16 protein-coding genes are annotated in these 16537 nt (G+C 72.4%); 10 read left to right on the top strand and 6 right to left on the bottom strand.

Going from position 1 to position 16537, the window contains the following annotated elements; genetic code table 11:
* Window positions 1-39 precede the first annotated feature (39 nt).
* Both WH85_RS11940 and WH85_RS11935 read left to right on the top strand, forming a co-directional pair.
* Window positions 40-417, top strand: a complete 378-nt coding sequence (locus WH85_RS11940) for a ChaB family protein (protein ID WP_045741967.1) — start codon at window positions 40-42, stop codon at window positions 415-417.
* Window positions 404-832 carry a DUF1810 domain-containing protein gene (locus WH85_RS11935; protein ID WP_045741868.1) on the top strand — a complete coding sequence of 143 codons (429 nt, stop codon included), beginning with the start codon at window positions 404-406 and terminating at the stop codon, window positions 830-832. Before WH85_RS11940 ends, WH85_RS11935 begins: the two co-directional genes overlap by 14 nt.
* On the opposite strand, the gene WH85_RS11930 is transcribed toward WH85_RS11935, so the two are convergent.
* A complete protein-coding gene (locus WH85_RS11930) occupies window positions 820-1293 on the bottom strand; it encodes a macro domain-containing protein (protein WP_045741867.1) in 474 nt (157 codons plus the stop codon). The two genes, WH85_RS11935 and WH85_RS11930, sit on opposite strands and share 13 nt — an antisense overlap.
* Before the next feature lie 10 nt (window positions 1294-1303).
* Window positions 1304-2914 (bottom strand): sensor domain-containing diguanylate cyclase, encoded by a 1611-nt coding sequence (locus WH85_RS46920; RefSeq protein ID WP_052720352.1) that lies wholly within the window; start codon window positions 2912-2914, stop codon window positions 1304-1306.
* Window positions 2915-3070: 156 nt separating this feature from the next.
* On the opposite strand from WH85_RS46920, the gene dacB reads away from it, so the two are divergent.
* Window positions 3071-4624 carry a D-alanyl-D-alanine carboxypeptidase/D-alanyl-D-alanine endopeptidase gene (gene dacB / locus WH85_RS11920; protein WP_045741866.1) on the top strand — a complete coding sequence of 518 codons (1554 nt, stop codon included), beginning with the start codon at window positions 3071-3073 and terminating at the stop codon, window positions 4622-4624.
* Here dacB and WH85_RS46915 read toward each other — a convergent pair.
* The 4 genes from WH85_RS46915 to WH85_RS11900 all read right to left on the bottom strand — a co-directional run bounded on the left by WH85_RS46915 (window position 4519) and on the right by WH85_RS11900 (window position 10120).
* The gene (locus WH85_RS46915) at window positions 4519-5289 is read right to left on the bottom strand and encodes a hypothetical protein (protein ID WP_157410949.1); all 771 of its coding nucleotides are present in this window, start codon (window positions 5287-5289) and stop codon (window positions 4519-4521) included. The two genes, dacB and WH85_RS46915, sit on opposite strands and share 106 nt — an antisense overlap.
* A gap of 61 nt (window positions 5290-5350) precedes the next feature.
* Entirely contained in the window at window positions 5351-5998 is a 648-nt protein-coding gene (locus tag WH85_RS11910) for an HNH endonuclease family protein (RefSeq protein WP_425394636.1), read from the bottom strand.
* A 234-nt stretch (window positions 5999-6232) separates the two neighbouring features.
* Window positions 6233-9280 carry an ATP-binding protein gene (locus WH85_RS11905; RefSeq protein ID WP_157410948.1) on the bottom strand — a complete coding sequence of 1016 codons (3048 nt, stop codon included), beginning with the start codon at window positions 9278-9280 and terminating at the stop codon, window positions 6233-6235.
* A gap of 135 nt (window positions 9281-9415) precedes the next feature.
* Window positions 9416-10120 (bottom strand): hypothetical protein, encoded by a 705-nt coding sequence (locus WH85_RS11900; RefSeq protein ID WP_045741864.1) that lies wholly within the window; start codon window positions 10118-10120, stop codon window positions 9416-9418.
* Between the two features lie 106 nt (window positions 10121-10226).
* On the opposite strand from WH85_RS11900, the gene WH85_RS11895 reads away from it, so the two are divergent.
* The 7 genes from WH85_RS11895 to lexA all read left to right on the top strand — a co-directional run bounded on the left by WH85_RS11895 (window position 10227) and on the right by lexA (window position 16523).
* Window positions 10227-11276: a hypothetical protein gene (locus tag WH85_RS11895; RefSeq protein WP_045741863.1), complete on the top strand. Its 1050-nt coding sequence runs from the start codon at window positions 10227-10229 to the stop codon at window positions 11274-11276.
* A 56-nt stretch (window positions 11277-11332) separates the two neighbouring features.
* Window positions 11333-12241 carry a hypothetical protein gene (locus WH85_RS11890; protein WP_245673907.1) on the top strand — a complete coding sequence of 303 codons (909 nt, stop codon included), beginning with the start codon at window positions 11333-11335 and terminating at the stop codon, window positions 12239-12241.
* A gap of 134 nt (window positions 12242-12375) precedes the next feature.
* Window positions 12376-12714 carry a hypothetical protein gene (locus WH85_RS50295; RefSeq protein ID WP_157410947.1) on the top strand — a complete coding sequence of 113 codons (339 nt, stop codon included), beginning with the start codon at window positions 12376-12378 and terminating at the stop codon, window positions 12712-12714.
* Window positions 12711-13961: a hypothetical protein gene (locus tag WH85_RS11880; protein ID WP_045741861.1), complete on the top strand. Its 1251-nt coding sequence runs from the start codon at window positions 12711-12713 to the stop codon at window positions 13959-13961. Before WH85_RS50295 ends, WH85_RS11880 begins: the two co-directional genes overlap by 4 nt.
* Window positions 13962-14037: 76 nt before the next feature.
* Window positions 14038-14598 (top strand): ArsR/SmtB family transcription factor, encoded by a 561-nt coding sequence (locus WH85_RS11875; protein ID WP_157410946.1) that lies wholly within the window; start codon window positions 14038-14040, stop codon window positions 14596-14598.
* Window positions 14595-15812 (top strand): MFS transporter, encoded by a 1218-nt coding sequence (locus WH85_RS11870; RefSeq protein WP_045741859.1) that lies wholly within the window; start codon window positions 14595-14597, stop codon window positions 15810-15812. The genes WH85_RS11875 and WH85_RS11870 overlap by 4 nt, the downstream gene beginning before the upstream one ends.
* Before the next feature lie 87 nt (window positions 15813-15899).
* Window positions 15900-16523 (top strand): transcriptional repressor LexA, encoded by a 624-nt coding sequence (gene lexA, locus WH85_RS11865; RefSeq protein WP_045741858.1) that lies wholly within the window; start codon window positions 15900-15902, stop codon window positions 16521-16523.
* Window positions 16524-16537 lie beyond the last annotated feature (14 nt).

Below are 16537 nucleotides of genomic sequence, written 5' to 3'. Positions count from 1 at the left end.
GGGGCGTTTGCGGCCGTGGTCTGCGGGCATCCCCAGCTCATGCCAGCACGTGAGGAACTTCCCGACACCCTGAAACGGTCCCCGAAGAAGGCCCAGGACACCTTCCTCAAGACCCACGACTCCGCCGTCGACCAGTACGGCGAAGGCGAACGCGCCCACCGCACCGCCTTCGCCGCCGTGAAACACTCCTTCGAGAAGATCGGCGACCACTGGGAGACCAAGGAACAGAAGGGCCCCAGCGACGAGGGCCGCGCGGGGAAGACCGCCGGCGGGGTGGACGCCAACGCCAGCAAGGCCCACCTGCTCGACGTGGCGAAACGCCTCGACGTCACCGGCCGGTCCCGGATGACCAAGCCGGAACTGGTCGACGCGATCCGCAAGGCCAACGACCGGGAGACGCGGCGTGCCCGTCAATGACCTCGACGAGTTCGTCAGCGCCCAGGACGGTGTCCACGAACAGGCGCTCGCCGAACTGACCGCCGGCGGCAAACGCAGCCACTGGATGTGGTTCGTCTTCCCGCAGGTGGCCGGGCTGGGCATGAGCCCGACGGCGCAGCGCTACGCGATCCGCGACCTGGCGCAGGCCCGCGCCTACCTGGCCCACCCGGTCCTCGGGCCCCGGCTGTCCGCGTGCGCGTCGGCGCTGCTGCGGCACCGGGGCACGAGCGCCACCCGGATCCTCGGCAGCCCCGACGACCTGAAACTGCGGTCGTCGATGACCCTGTTCGCCCGGGCGGCCGACGACCCGGCCCTGTTCGAGGAGGTCCTGGACGCCTTCTACGACGGACCCGACCAGCGGACCCTGGACATCCTGGACGCTCAGAAGTCGTAGACGGTGACCGGCACGTCCCGCTCACACAGGGCGGCACGGATCAGCGGCTCGATCAGCGTCCACTTGCCGCCGGCCAGCCCGCACCCGATCCGCGGCATGTGCACGGACGCCTGACGTTCCGCGGCCGCGGTCGCGAGCGCGGCCAGGCACCGTTCGACCGCGTCGTAGCGGATCGGCGGCCCGCCGCTGCCGGTACGCATCCCGTGCTGCCCGATCATGTTGGCCACCGCGACGTCCGGAGCCACGGGCACGACCTGGATCGCGCCGAGCCCGAAGTCGTTGCCGGCCCGCCCGCGATGCCACTGCCGGTAGGCCCGCTCCGGTTCGGGCCACCGCCGTGACACCGCGACCACGAACCCCTTGCCCCACCCGCCGAGGTCGTTGCACACATGCGCGACGATCTTCGGCCCCTTGGCCTGCGGACTGGTCGCGTCCCCTTTGATGATCGTCAACGGCGTCACCCGCGTGATCCTAGACGTGGGCGGCTACCTGGGTGGCCGCGTGGACGCGGTCACGGCCGGCGTTCTTCGCGGCGTACAACGCGGTGTCCGCTCGTTCCAGCAGGCGCTCGACGGACTCCGTGCCGTCCCAGGTGGCGTGCCCGATGCTGCAGGTCTCCGCGCCCGGAGTCGCCGCCCGCACCCGTTCCAGCACCGCGTCCGCCTCCCGCGGCGTGCAGTCCGGCAGTGTGATCGCGAACTCCTCCCCACCCCAGCGGGCGATCAGGTCGCCCGGCCGCAGTTGGGCGCCGAACGCCGCCGCGGCCCGTTGCAGCATGTCGTCGCCGGCCTGGTGGCCGTGGGTGTCGTTGTACCGCTTGAAGTGGTCCAGGTCGGCCACCGCGACGGTCAGCGGACGGCCGCCGGCCCGGGCCCGGTCCAGGGCCCGCCGCAGGTCGTCCTGCCAGGCCCGCCGGTTGGGCAGGCCGGTCAGGGTGTCGGTGAAGGCCATGTGTTCCAGGCGGTGCAGCAGACGCTCGTGTTCCACGGCGAGGGCTGTCTCGTCGGCGAGCAGGGCGACCGCCCGGGTGCGGTGGTCGTCGATGGAGGCGATGCGGTGTCTCCAGCCGGCGACGAGCATCGCGACGACCACGCCGCCGGACACCACCGGATGCCACATCATGGAGGCCGCGCCGACCCGCTGGAGCAGGGCGGCGGAGACCCGCGGGTCCTGGGCCGGGTCGGCGAGGAAGACCGGTTCGCCGCTCTGGTAGACCAGCCCGACCATCGAGGCGCTGTCCAGCGGCACCCGGGTGCCGAGCACGTCGCTGCCGGAGGTGCGGGTGGCGACCAGGGTGTCGTCCTGCAGTTCGAGCAGGGCGACGCTGTCCGCGCCGGCCAGGTCGAGGACGGCGGCGATGATGGTGTCGCGGGCGTCCTCGCCGGCGCGGATGCGGCGGGCGGTGGTGGAGACCGCGGCCAGCAGCCGGTCGGTCTCCCGGGCGGCGGTGACGTCCTGCAGCTGGATGAGGGTCCACTGGCCGCCGGCGTCGGCGCCCGCGCTGAGCCACACCCAGCGTTCCGAGCCGTCCGGCCGCAGGAAGCGGCGTTCCCCGCCGATGGCGGTCTCACCCTGCAGGTAGGGGCGGGCGCTGTCGCCGACGAGTTCGGTCTCGGTGCGCCCGGCGAGTTCGCAGAAGGCCGGGTTGACGGCGATCAGGGTGCCCCGGTCGTCGGCGATGGCGACCCCGGCAGGGGAGGCGTGGAACAGGCTCTCGAAGCGCCCGGCGACCGCGGCCGCCTGGTCACGGGCGGTGCCGAGTTGCCGTTGCCGGCGGCGCAGGACGTGGTGCAGCAGCGTGCCGAGCAGGCCGGCCAGGATGAGCTGACCGGCGTAGTACCCGAGTTCCGGGGTGCGCAGCCGGGGTTCGGCGGCGACTGTCGCGGCCCAGCCCGCGCATCCGAGCAGCCCGGCGGTGGCCGCGATGCGCCGGGAGGTGACGGCGACGCTGATGCCGACGATGGCCAGCATCAGGGTGGTGGTGTGGTGCAGGCGGCCGGTGAGGGCGATCAGGGCGATGCCGGAGACGGGCAGGGCGAACGCCAGTGCCGTGCCCCATCGCTGCCGCCATCCGGTGTTCAAAGGCTGCCCCCTTCGCCGCCACTGTCGGTCGCCGGCGGCCGAAGTTGAACGGATCCGGGGACCCGCCGCCCGCAAGACCGCCGCCGTACCCCCGATAAGGGATGAAACGCCGCGAAAAACCCCACGTCCGGGTACGCGGGCCGTGAGGATCGCGTCATGCGACCGGCGTCCGCGTGTGCCCTGCTGCTGACCGCTGTCCTGGCCGGCGGCTCCGGCCCGCCGCCGGCTCCGGCGTCCGGCCGGGCCTCCCCGTCGTGCGCGCGAGGAAGCGGGCGCAATGCCGGACTCGACCGGATCCTCGCCGATCCGCGGCTGGCCGGCGCCACCGTGGCGGTCGAGGTCCGCGACGCCGAGCAGGGTGTCACGCTCTACGCCCGGGACGCCGACCGGCGGGTGCTGCCCGCGTCGAACCAGAAGCTGCTCACCGCGGCGGCCGCCTTCGAGGTGCTGGGCCCGGCCTACCGGTTCCGGACCGGCGTGGCCACCGGTCCCGCCGGTGACCTGGTCCTCACCGGGCAGGGCGATCCGACGATGACCCCCGCCCGCTACGACGCCCTGGCCGCCGCGGTGGCCGCCGCCGGGATCACCCACGTCCCCGGCGGCCTGGTCGCCGACGACTCCTGGTTCGACCGGGTGCCGTACGGGCTGGACTGGTCGTGGCAGGACGAGCCGGAGGCCTTCGCCGCGCCGGTCTCCGCCCTCACGTTCGCCGCGGATCCCGGCGGGGACACCGCGGCCGTGGCGGTCCGGTACGCCCCGGGCGCGCGGCCCGGCCGGCCGCCGCGGCTCGTGACGGTCCCGCCGGCGGTCGCCCTGGTCGACGCCGCCACCACCGGCCCGCCCGGGTCGCCGGACACGATCCGCGTGACGCGGGCGCACGGCTCCGCCACGGTCACCGTCACCGGTGCGGTCCCGCAGCGGGGCGCGGCCGGCACGCGACTGGTGGCCGTCGCCGATCCGGTGGCCGTCTCCGCCGGGCTGTTCCGGCGGGCACTGCTGCGGCACGGGGTGACGGTCGCCGGGCGTACCCGCGTGGTGGTGCCCGGAAGTGACCGCGCGCGGCGGCGGACGGTCGCGGCGCAGCTCTCCGCCCCGCTGGCCGTCCTGGTCCGGCCGATGCTCAAACGCTCCGCCAACGGTCCCGCGGAACTCCTGGTCAAGGCGATGGGCCGGGCCGGTTCGCCCGGAACGCCGGGCAGCTGGCCGACCGGCCTGGCCGCGGCGCGTACCGCCCTCGGTGCGCTGACCGTGGACATGTCCACCACGACCCTCGGCGACGGCTCGGGTCTCAGCCGCCGCAACTGGCTCACCGTCCACCAGCTGGCGAACCTGCTGACCGCCGCCCGGAGCCGCCCGTGGTTCCCGGACCTTTTGGCCGCCCTGCCGGTGGCCGGTGACCCGGATCCACTCGTGGGCGGGACGCTGCGGTCGAGGTTCCGTGGCACGCCCGCGGCCGGCCGGTTACGGGCGAAGACCGGGACGTTGACCGGCGTGAACGCCTTGTCCGGCTATCTCACGATAAATCCGGGCGAAACGCTGGTCGTCGCCGCCATCGTCAACAACGCCACTACCCCCGTCAGTGACATTCTGGACGCCCTTGTGGTCTATCTGTCCGCGGAGAAGACCTTCACCAGGGCCTGTTCCACCTCGGCCGCGGTGACACCGCCGCCGGGCAGGGCCGCGACCACCGCCGCCGCCAGCGCCTCGTGATCCCGGGCGGTGCGGGTGCGCGCCGCTCCCAGGGTCTGCTGCAGGTAGGACGTCGCCGACCAGTACCGGTTGACGGTCCCGTCCGGGTTGCGGGAACCCGGCGGCGCGGTCAGCACGTCGTCGGTCGTCAGGACCGCCGAGCACAGCGCCGCCCGGACGTCCCGGTCCTTGAGCAGTGCCAGGAACTCGCTCTTCGTCATGGTGTCCCCCTCGTCCGGGCCGGTCAGCCCCCACGGTCCGGTGTCGTCCTCCCGCGCCGTCACGTACCGGGCGGAGAAGTGCGCATGGCCGGTGTGCGGGCCGGCCCCCTGGTAGGGGCGAGCCGTCCATCCCCAGGACCGCGACCAGATCCGCCGGCGGTGGATGACGTTCTGCAGCCGGTCGTCGAGCCCGGCGCGATGCCGGTTCACGACGGTGGCGACGATCCGGTCCATCGACCATCCGGCCGGCCAGGGGCCGCTCGCGTCCACGTCGATCGCGTGGACCTCGGGGCGGGAGTCGGCGTCGGTGAACGGTGTCCGCGCGCCCGGCGTGTCGTCCGGGTTGTGGTCGCTGACCGTGTCGCGGTGCGCCCGGTCGCCGACGCTGCCGTCGCTGCTCCGGTCCCGGCCCGGGGCGAGCCGGTCGATCTCCGCGCGCAGCACGCCCAGACACCGAACCAGCACCCAGCCTGCCATGCCCCGTGCAACGACCGATCGCGGACACGGGACACGGCAGGCGCGGATACTACGAGCAGGTGTTGAGCATGGTCTGCAGGGCGGTCTTCTCCGCCGACTGCAGGGTCAGCGCCCAGTAGTACTTGACCGCGATCCACATCTTGGCGTACGTGCAGCGGTAGGAGGTCACCGAGGGCTGCCACGTCGACGGGTCCTGGTCACTCTTGGACTGGTTGACGTTGTCGGTCACCGCGATCAGCTGCGGGCGGGTCAGGTCGTTCGCGAAACTCTGCCGCTTGGTGGTGGTCCAGGCGCTGGCGCCGGAACGCCACGCCTCGGCGAGCGGCACGACGTGGTCGATGTCCACGTCGGACGCGGCGGTCCAGGTGGCGCCGTCGTACGGCGAGTACCACGACCCGGAGGTCGAGGCGCACGCCGAGTCGGTGACGACGCTGGTGCCGTCGCGCTTGAGCACGGTCTCGCGCGTGTTGCAGGTGCCGGAGATCGTGATCCAGTGCGGGAACAGATCCCGGTCGTAGGTGCTGGCATTCGCCTCGGCGGCGACGGTCAGCGCATTCAGATAGGTCTGTGCCGTTGCCGTGGAGGGGATTCCGGTCGGCGCGGCCTGGGCCGGGGCAGCCATCAGGCCGACGGCGACGGCGACCGTGGCCGCCAACGCCAGAATGCGGGGGACGAGGGGACGGGCGAACGATTCCATGCGAGCTCCCATCTCGGGGTACGTCCATGTCGGACGTCATAGAGATACGGGAACCGAAAGTCTCCAGATGATGACGGACGTGAATTTCTTGTGTCAGAACAAAAAAGAACAAAACCGCCATCGAGTACGCGTCGCGAACAGTTCCGCAAAACCACTGCTCCCGGCGTTTCCCGCGATCGAGGGGCGGCCCGGGTCCGCCGACCGGTGTTCCGGTCCGGCCGCCCGATCGTCCGGTCAGTGCGGTGTCGCGACGTCCGCCTGGGCGGCCCGCAGCGCGGCGGTGACGTCGTGGTCCGGTCCGACCGGCGACCAGCCGACCGCGGCCCGCACCCCGGCGCCCGACAACTCCAGGTGCAGGCGGGCGATCACCAGGTCGGCGCTGTCCGGTCCGCAGCGGGTGAGCACGATGCCGAACACGGTGTCGCCGATCCGGGCGACCACGTCGCTGTCGCGCAGCGTACGGCGGGCGGCGTGCGCGGTGGCCTGCAGATAGGTGTGCCCGCCGTCGGCGACCGCGTGCAGCGGGTCCAGCGACAGCACCGCGACGACGGCCGGGGCGGGCAGCAACTCCCGCCGGTGCTGGGCCAGGGCCAGTACCCGTTCCCAGGCCTGCCGGTCCGGCAACCCGGTGACCGGGTCGGTGGCGGTGCCCAGCTCGGTACGCAGCAGCCAGTTCGCCGACCGGTCGTGGGCGCGGTCGGCGGCCAGCGCGGTGCTCAGCAGCCGGCCCAGCATCGCCAGCAGCGACTCGGCGCCCGACATCCGCGGGTCGTCGACGTGTTTCTGCGGATCCATGCCGCAGATCGCGCCGAACAGGCTGCCGTCCGGTTCGGTGATCACCGCCGCGGCGTAGGTGCCGACGGTCAGGTGCCGGTTCGACGGCGAGGCGGCGTACTGCGGCACGGCCTGGGCGTCGCGGGCGACCGTCGGGGCGTTCCCGGCGACCATGTGCATGCAGTACGTGTCCTGCCACGCCTGGCCGGAGCCCTGCCGCAGCCCGTACCCGTTGTCGGCGTCCAGATAGAGATAGGTCTGCCGGCCGTCCTCGACCCGGGTCACCGCCCAGAACGCCAGCGGCATCCGCTCGTGCAGATAGTCCAGCACGATCCGGGCGGCGTTCTCGAACGTCGCGGCCGGCGGCGGCACGGGCTCACCGGGGTCGAGCGGCTGCAGCGCCGCCCGCAGCACCGGAGCGGGCTCCTCGGTACGCGCCGCGGGCGGGGCCGCCGTGGCGGGCACCGCGGTGGCGTCCGCGGGCAGGGTGAACGTGAACCGGGAACCGTGACCGTCCGGGTTGGCGGACGCGCCGATCGTGCCGCCGTGCCGTTCCACGATCCGTTTGCAGATGCCCAGCCCCAGGCCGGTGCCGCTGTACCCGCCGCCGGTGTGGGCGCGGTGGAAGTCGTCGAAGATGCCGGCGTGCTGCCCCTCCGGGATGCCGATGCCGTTGTCGTCGATGGTGACCGTGACGAACCCGCCGGCCTGCCCGGTGCGGATCCGCAGGTGCGGGACGACCCCGGCGGCGGTGTACTTGATCGCGTTGCTGATCAGGTTGTCCAGCAACTGGCGCAGCAGGACCGGGTCGGCGTGCACCGGATGCAGCTCACCCAGGTCGAAGACGGGCACCGGCCGGCCGGTGCTCTCGGCCTGGTCGATGCGGGCGACGGCGATGTCACGGACCACCTCACCGAGCATGGTCATCGTCGGTGCGGCGACCGCGTCACGGGCCGTCGTGTACGCCAGCAGATCGTTGATCAGGTTGCGCATCCGGACGGCGGCCCGCGACACCCGGGCCAGGCCGTCGCGGGCCTCGGCGGCGTCCGGGTGCGGCGAGTCGAGGAACGTCTCCGCCAGGCTCTCGGTCCAGCCCTCGACGGTGGCCAGCGGGTTGAGCAGGTCGTGCGCGACGACCCCGGCGAACGAGGCCAGCTCGCCGCGGTGCCGCCGCTCGGCGGTGACGTCGTGGAAGACGGTGACCGCGCAGCGTACCCCGTCCAGATCACCCGGCAGGGCCTGCGCGCTGATGCTCAGGATCCGCCCGTCCGGCACGTTCGCGTTGCGGACCAGCACGTCCTGCCCGCGTACGATCTGCCCGTCCAGCGCCCGCCGGTACGGCATCTCGTCCGGCGGCAGCGGCGACCCGTCCGGCCGGAACAGCCCGTAGTCGCCCGGATCCGGCACCCGGTCCCCGCCGGGGGTGCCCATCAGGTCCCGGACCGCCGGATTGCGCAACAGCACCCGGCCCTGCTCGTCGATGACGGTCAGCCCCTCGGTCATCGCGTCGACGATCGCGTTCATCAGGGCGGCCTGATTCCCGGCCGCCTGCTTCTCGGCGCGCATCTCGGCGATCAGGGCGGCCCGCTCGTCACGGCCCAGCGCCAGCGCCAGGCCCACCACCGCGATCATGCCGACGAACGCCTGGGCGACCAGGGCGCGGGCCGGATGCGACGCGATCTGCGCGAACACCCCGTAACCCCGCAACGTGCACAGGATGGCGACGGTGCCGAAGAGCAGATCGTGGACGACCACGAAAGCGGTGTGCAGCCGGGAACCGGCCCACACGGTCATCACGATCACCGCGAAGGCCAGCGGCAGCGTCTGGTGGATGCCGAACACCGTGGCGTACGCGGCGGCCGACAGCAGCAGCACCGCCAGGTACTCCACCTGACGGGCCGGGTGCGCCGCCGACCACCGGTCCCGCAGCACCCGCCACCAGCCCGGCCCGAGCAGATGATGGGCGACCAGATGACCGATGCGCAGGCCGGTGACCCCGATCAGCAGGATGCTCACCGTGTTACGGGTCAGCCACACCGCCGTGGCCGGCCACGAGTAGTGGCCCTCGACCAGCCACACCCCGGTCGGCCCGAGCAGCGCCCCGCACGCCGTGGCCAGGAACGACGCGGTCGCCAGCCGCCACAGCTCGGCGGTACGCGCCAGCGGCCGGTCCCCGCCGCCACCCCACAGGTGCGGCAGCCAGCGGCGGAACAGGCGGACGAAGACGAGCGCCTGCACGAGGTTGGCCACCACGAACCAGGCGGCCAGCGGCGCGGGCGCGCCGGTCGCCACGTTGACGACCATGGTGACCGCGGCGAGCGCGAGGACGTCCAGGAACCGCCAGCGGGACGTGCACTGCACCAGGAACCAGACCGCGGAGACGCCGGCCGCCGGCCACACCAGGCTCAGGTTGGTGGCGTCCATGACGGTCAGCCGGCCGGCGTAGGTGGCCAGCAGGTACAGCGCCGCGAACCCTAGGGTGCGCAGCGCCGAGGTCCGCCGGCTCACCACCGGCCCTGTCGTCGGTCTACCCCTGCCCTATCGGCGGGCACGCCACCCGGTTGAGCCGCTCGGCGGACCGTGCGGGGCCGGGCGCCGGCCACACCCCGACCCGCGTGACCGAGACCGACGCGGGATCCGTGGTCACCAGGGCGCCGACGGCGGCTTCCTGCCGGCCTGGAGATCGTCGACGAGTCGCAGCACCGCCTCGGAACCGCCCTGCTCGGAGACCCAGCGACTGACCACACAGGCGGCCTGCAGGTACGACCGGTCGTTGAGGTCGCGGGTGGCCGCGGCCCAGTCGGCGCTGACCACCGGCAGGGCCTCCTCCCAGGGCAGCAGGCACCGGTCCGCCTCGGACTCGGGCCGCAGATACCGCTCGTCATCGGAGATCAGCACGGCCAGGCCCTCGTCGAACCAGTCCGGCACGTCCGACGCGGCCGAGCCGAGCCGCTCGTGCAACTCGGCGTGCGCCAGCTCGTGGGTGGCGATCACCTCGTTCGCGCCCGCCGGGGCGAGCATCAGCGACCACCGGCCGAGCGCCCGGCCCTTCTCCCCACCGCCGCCGAGCCGCCGGTAACACTCGGACGTCGAACAGATCAGCACCCGCGGGTCGCTGACCCGGCCGCCGTAGAACGTGCTGATCCGCCGGTCGGCGGCGTCCAGCATGCGGCGGTAGGCGTCGTCGTCCCGGTCGGCGTAGACCCCGTCGGCGATCTCACTCAGCCCGTAACACTGCGGGCAGGCGGCCGCGGCGACCACCGGCGCCCCCACGGCCAGGCCCACCGTGGCGGCCGCCACGAGCGTCACGGTCACGGCGGCCACGATGATCCATCGGCGTGTGCGCATCCCGGAAGGGTACGTGCGTCCATCCTTTGTCGACCCCGATACGGCATGGTGTACCCGGAGGGCTCAGGTCTCTTCACTCGTGGTTCGCCGGTGGAAGGTGGGAAACGTGACGACGTCCGTGGAACAGGTGCGTCAGGCACCACCGCAACCGTTCAGCGCACGGGAACGCTGGGTGCTGCTCGCCGCCTCGTTCTGGCTGGTGGCGGGGCTGCAGCTGGACGCGTACGCGCACGCCACCACCCCCGAGCTGGAGACGTTCTGGACACCGTGGCACGGGGTGCTCTACTCCGGCATCGCGGTCTCCGGCCTCACCCTGGTGTGGATCATGCGGTCCCGGCTGCCGGGCATCCCGACCTACCGTGACGTGCTGGCCCTGCCGAACGCGCTGCGCCTGCCCCTGGCGGGCATGGCGTCGTTGCTGGTCGGCGGCGGCGTCGACACGCTGTGGCACAACCTGTTCGGCATCGAACGCGACATGGAGATCTTCGTCAGCCCCAGCCACGAGTTCATCATCCTCGGCATGGTGCTGGTGGCGATGGGCCCGGCCCTGATGCTGGCGACGAGCTCCGGCCGGACCCTGAGCGCGGGCGGCGCCTGGCTGCTGGGCCTGTCGACGCTGCTGGCGACCCTGCCGGTGCACATCTACACCCTGCACGCCTCGGCGATCGGGTTCCGCCACATCGGCAGCGGCGCGCAACGGTTCCCGGTGTTCTCACCGGACTCCCAACTGATCCACGGCTACGTCTTCAGCACCGTGCTGCTCCTCCTGCCGCTGATCATGATCGGCCGCCGCTGGCGGATCCCACGGGGCCTGCCGGGCGCGACGATCGCCGTGCTGGCCCTGCTGATGCACCTGATGTTCGACTCGGAGGACTCGTGGTGGCCGGCGGTCACCCTGGCGGTGACGGTGCTGGTCCTGGAAGCGGCGTTCCGGATCGCCAACCGGCTGGTGCGGCTGTCGCCGAACGCCCGCTGGACCCTGTTCGGCCTGATCGCGCCGCCCGCGGCGTGGGGAACGGTTCTGGCGGCCGGCACCGTGATCGAGGGAAGCGTCGGCTTCAACATCCACATCATCACCGGCTTGCTGACGTTGACGGCCCTGACCGGCGCGGCGACGGTGCTGGTGACCCGAAGCGTCCAGCACCTGCCGGAGTGAGTGTTCCTGTCTTCCCGGCGGCGCCTGTCCGGCGGGGTGTGACGGCACGCAGGTGGGTGACGGTGTGGCTGGCGGTCGCGGCGGGCCTGATCTCGGCGGGCGGCCCGGCAGCGGCCCACGCGGGCGGCCTGACGGCGACCGACGCGCAGGGAACCGTCGTGTCGGTGAGCCCGGCAGTGCCCGGCCTGACCGTCGAGGCGATAGAGAACGGTGCCCGGCTCCGCCTGCACAACGCGACAGCCACCCCGGTGACGGTGTCCCCGGGCGGCGGCACGGCGACCCCCGCCGTGGCCGCCCCCGGCACCACACTGACCTGGATGGACACCCGTTGCACCCCGGACGGCCGCTCGGTCGCACCGGGCGCCGTGGTGCCGTGGACGATCACCCTGACCGCGGGCGGCACCCCGGTGACGGTGACCGGCGTTCTGACCGGCGGCCGACCGCCCCTCTCGCCGCTCTGGTGGGCCGCGGTACTGGCCGTGGCCGCGGCAGTCGTCCTCCTGGCCCGCCGATCCCGTGCCGCCACCGGCTCTGCCCGGCGTCTCGCCAAGCGGGGTGACCTGCTGCTGGCCGCCTGCGGGACGGTCGCGGCCGTGGCGTCGATCGGGCACGTGGCCGGGTCGACCCTGGCCGTGGAATCCGCGCCGATGGCGGGTACGTTCCTGAGCGCGGCCGGCATCAACCTGCTCGCCTGGCCGTTGATCCTGGGCGGTGCCTGGACGACGTTGCGAGGACGGGCCGCCGGAGTACTCGCCGTGTGCGCCGGCGCAGCCTTGACGGCGGTGTTCGTGCTGCCCGACGTCACCGCGTTCCACCGGGCCGTCCTGCCGTTCGCGGGCGCGGCGAACGTCGAACGCGCCCTGGTCGTCGTCGCCCTCGGACTGGGCACGGGAGTCGCGGTGGCCGGCGCCGGCGTCCTCCGCGACCTGGCCGCACGACAGTCGACATCGCCGGGGCCGTCATGAGCCGCGGTCCCGATCGGATCGGCCCGACCAGGATGTCCTGCAGAGGGCGGGCGCGTCGCGGGGAAGAGGCGGGACGGATCGGTTGCGGTCGGTGGGGTGTGGCGCGTACCCGGAGAAATCTTTTGATCCTGCTGGTGGCGTTGACGGTCGCCGGGTGTGCACGGCAGGAAGCGGCCCGGGCGGAACCCGCGGTCTGCGGCTCACCGGCAGCCGGAGCGGTCCGGGTGGACGCGGGCCTGCGTGCCGGACGGGCGGAACCGGCGCCGCACCGGGTCGAGGTGGCCGAAGGCGGCACGGTGCAGCTCGGGGTGAGCGCGGACGTGGACGCCGAAGTGCACGTGCACGGATACGACCTGGTCTTCCCGGTACGGCCGGACCAACCCGGATGCGTGCTGTTCGTGGCCACGCGGAGCGGCCTGTTCGACGTCGAGGCCCATCCGGAGACGCTGTTGCTGCAGATCGAGGTCCGATGATCCCGGTCGCGCCCGGCACGGATCGTGACGTGCGGGTGCTCGCACACGGCGTGGGCAGCGCGGCGGACCTGCCGCTGCCTCTCGACCTGGTGTTGCAGGCGGGCGCGGCGACCGTGGTGCTCTCCTTCCTGATCGTGGCGATCTGGTGGCGCCGGCCCCGCCTCACCGAGGCATCCGGCGATCTCGCGAGCGACCCGGATGACCAGCGGGAGCGCGGCTCCGGGCGGCGGCTGGCCTGGCTTCGTGGCCTGGTGCTCCTGCTGTCGGTGTACCTGCTGGTCAACGCCTTCACCGGCCCGCACGGTCCGCTGAACCCGGCGGCGCACGCCCTGTTCGTCTGGTTGTGGGTCGGCCTCGTGCCGGTCAGTGTCGTGTTCGGGCCGGTGTGGCGGTCGGTCAATCCGCTGCGCACGGTGTTCCGGATACTGCGCCTGCCCGCCGGTGGGCTGCGCCCGCTGCCGCCCGGCACGGTCGGCGGATCCTGGCCGGCGGCGGTGTTCCTGCTGGTCTTCGTCTGGTTCGAGCTCATCGCCCCCGATCACGGCGATCCCCGTGCGGTCGGTGCGTTCCTTGCCGGGTACGCGGCCGCGCAGCTCTTCCTCGCGACGCTGCGCGGGCAGCAGTGGTTCGCGCGCGGCGACTGCTTCGAGGTGTACTCGACCCTCGCCGGTCGGCTCAGTCCCTTCCGGCGGCTCGCCCCACTCCGCCGGCGAAAGCCGCTCTCCGGGCTCGGCCTGCCGCTGCATCCGGGGTTCGGCCCGGCGGCGTTCCTCGCGGTGTGGTGGGGTTCGACGGTGTTCGACAGCGCCACGGCCTCGCCGTGGTGGGCGGGATTCGTGCAGCGTGCCGGGCACCCGATCCTGCTCGGCACGATCACACTGGTGCTGATCTGCGCGGTCGTGTTCGTGGCCGGCCGCCGGGTCGTCGCGTCGCTGATTCCGATCGCCGTCGGGTACACCCTCGCGCACTACCTGTCGCTGCTGCTCGTCGAGGGTCCGCGGGGCGTGCTCCTGCTGGCCGGCAGCGACGCGCGGTGGGATGTCGTGCCCCTGCCCGAGGTGGTGGCCGGGGCACAGATCGTGCTGATCCTGGCGGGTCACGCGCTGGGGGTGATCGTGGCGCACGACCGTGCTCTGGCCGACGCGCCGGACCGGCCACCTCTGGCCGTGCTGGCGGACGAGATGCCGCTGGCCCTGTTCATGATCGGGTGCACCTGGGCGGGTCTGTTCCTGCTCTTCGCCCGCTGATGCGTCTGGTCCCTGTTTCGCCGCGGCCGGTCGGCGACATATTGAGAAGACTTCTTTGCATTGATACCTTCTCATTGTGTCCGAACAGCCACCCCGCCTCCTGTCCGATGTGGATGCGCTCAAGGCGCTCGCCCACCCGCTGCGCCAGCGGATGCTGACCTGGCTGCATCGCAACGAGTCGGCGACCTCCGCCGACCTCGCGACGATCTTCGACGCCGACCGAGGTGCGACCAGCTATCACCTGCGGCAACTCGAACGGTACGGATTCGTCGAGGAGGACCGGGAGCGCTCCTCGGGACGCCGCAAGTACTGGCGGCCGGTGCCACAGGACATCCGGCTGCCCCGGGGAGCGGAGGACCCGGCGGTGGCGGCCGCCGCTGCGGAACTCGGCAATCAGTGGATGGAACAGGCCGAACGTGACCTGCACAGTTACCTCGCGGACCGCGGCGTGCACGGTGTCTTCGCCGACGCGGCGACGCATTCGTTCGGCTCCACAGTGCTGACGGCGGAGGAACTGACCCGCTTCGGGGAGGAGTACGTGACGTTTCTCAAGAGCTGGCATCGGGAGCCCGCAACCGCTCCGCGGGACGCCCGGCACGTCACCGTGCTCTTCCACGCGTTCCCGACACCGACATGACCACGCTCTGGCGTAACCGTGATTTCAGCCTGCTCTGGACCGGTCAGGTCGTCGCGAGTCTGGGCGCCGCGGTCACCGGCACGGCGATGCCGTTGCTGGTGCTCGCCACCACCGGGTCGGCCGCCGACGCGGGTCTGGTCGGGGCGGCCGGAACCCTGCCGTACCTGTTGGTCAACCTGCCGGCCGGTGCGCTGGTCGACAGGTGGGACCGCCGTCGTGTGCTGTTGGTCAGCGAGATCGCCGCGGCCCTGGCGATGGCCACCGTCCCGGTCGCGCTGTGGCTCGGGGTGCTCACCGTGGCCCAGATGTGCATGGTCGCCTTCGCGCAGGGGGCCTGTTTCGTCTTCTTCGGCCTCGCCGAGCGCGCGTCGCTGCCCCGGATCGTCGCGGCGGAGCAACTGCCCACCGCCATCGCCCACAACGAGGCCCGCAGCCGCGGCGCCTCCCTCGCCGGTCCGCCGCTGGGCGGGGTGCTGTTCGGCCTGGACCGGGCGCTTCCGTTCGCCGCCGACGCGCTGTCGTCCCTACTGGCGTTCGTCGCACTGCTCTTTCTCCGTGCCGATCTGCGGAGCCGGCCGCCCGGGTCGGCCGAGCCACTGTGGCGGGCGACCACCGCCGGACTGCGCTGGATGTGGCGCCACTCGCTGATCCGCGCGGCGATCCTGCTGGTCGCCGTGAGCAACCTGGTGTTCCAGGCTCTGGTGCTGGTCCTGGTCGTGCTGGCACGTGATCACGGTGCCTCCGCCGCGGAGGTCGGGACCATGCTCGGCATCTACAGCGGTGGTGGGCTGCTGGGTGCACTCGCCGCCGGCCGGCTGCACCATCGGTTCACCCCGCGGACCGTGATCGTCGGCGTGAACTGGGTGTGGGCCGCGTTGCTGCCGCTCTTCCTGCTCACCGGGGAACCACTGGTGATGGGCCTGATCGGGGCGGCGACCGCGTTCATCGGGCCGCTGTGGAACGTGGTGGTGACGTCTTACCTGACACTGCTCGTCCCGGATGAACTGCGCGCCCGGGTGGGCGGAGCGTCGATGACATTGTCCTGGGGCGTGATGCCGATCGGGTCACTCGGAGCGGGATACCTGGTGACCGGGATCGGGCCGTCCGGCGCGATCGGTGTGCTGGCCGCGACGATGGTCGTGACCGCCGTGGTGGCGACGGTGAGCCCTGCCGTCCGCAGTGCTCCCGTTCTCGTGGGCGGCACCGAGGGATGATCCACATGGCGGGGGAGCGGTCCCCCGAACGTGCGATTTCGGTCGCGCTTCGTACATCTGATCTAATCGTCAGGTAAGGTGCGGGCCATGAGCATCGACAGCGGTGACGACTCGAAGGCTCCCATCACCGCCAAGCAACAACGCATTCTCTCGGTCATCCGTGATTCCGTTCGCGATCGTGGATACCCGCCCACTGTTCGCGAGATCGGTGCCGCGGTCGGGCTGGGTTCCCCGTCCTCGGTGTCCCACCACCTCAGAGTCCTCGAACGGCACGGACTGCTGCGCCGCGAGCCCAACGGATCGCGTGCGGTCGACGTGCGGCCACCGGTCGGCGAACGCGTCCTGACCGTGCCGGTCCTGGGCGACATCGCCGCCGGCACGCCGATTCTCGCCGAGGAGAACGTGCAGGACCACCTGACCGTCTCCGCCGCCATGGTCGGCCACGGCACGTTCTTCGCCCTCAACGTCAAAGGCGACTCGATGATCGACGCCGCGATCTGCGACGGCGACGTGGTCGTGGTCCGGCGCCAGCCCGTCGCGGAGAACGGCGACATCGTCGCGGCCATGATCGAGGGCGAGGCCACCGTGAAGGTTCTGCGCCGCCGCGGCCAGCGCGTCGAACTGGTCCCGCGCAACCCGCTCTACCAGGTGATCCCGGGCGACGACGCGGTCGTTCTGGGCAAGGTCGTATGCGTGATGCGCAAGCTCTGACCGGCCTTCCCGCC

Origin of the sequence: Actinoplanes rectilineatus (assembly GCF_000962825.1) — a bacterium.
Taxonomy (GTDB): Bacteria; Actinomycetota; Actinomycetes; order Mycobacteriales; family Micromonosporaceae; genus Actinoplanes; species Actinoplanes rectilineatus.
Note: the sequence above shows the minus strand (reverse complement) of the source record. Positions and strands in the feature narration are given on the sequence as shown.

Bases quoted from the DNA above. Each gene is read 5' to 3' on its own strand.
- WH85_RS11940 (WP_045741967.1), top strand. From the start codon at position 40: ATGCCAGCACGTGAGGAACTTCCCGACACCCTGAAACGGTCCCCGAAG.
- dacB (WP_045741866.1), top strand. From the start codon at position 3,071: ATGCGACCGGCGTCCGCGTGTGCCCTGCTGCTGACCGCTGTCCTGGCC.
- WH85_RS11910 (WP_425394636.1), bottom strand. From the start codon at position 5,998: ATGGAATCGTTCGCCCGTCCCCTCGTCCCCCGCATTCTGGCGTTGGCG.
- WH85_RS11900 (WP_045741864.1), bottom strand. From the start codon at position 10,120: ATGCGCACACGCCGATGGATCATCGTGGCCGCCGTGACCGTGACGCTC.
- WH85_RS11880 (WP_045741861.1), top strand. From the start codon at position 12,711: ATGATCCCGGTCGCGCCCGGCACGGATCGTGACGTGCGGGTGCTCGCA.
- WH85_RS11870 (WP_045741859.1), top strand. From the start codon at position 14,595: ATGACCACGCTCTGGCGTAACCGTGATTTCAGCCTGCTCTGGACCGGT.
- lexA (WP_045741858.1), top strand. From the start codon at position 15,900: ATGAGCATCGACAGCGGTGACGACTCGAAGGCTCCCATCACCGCCAAG.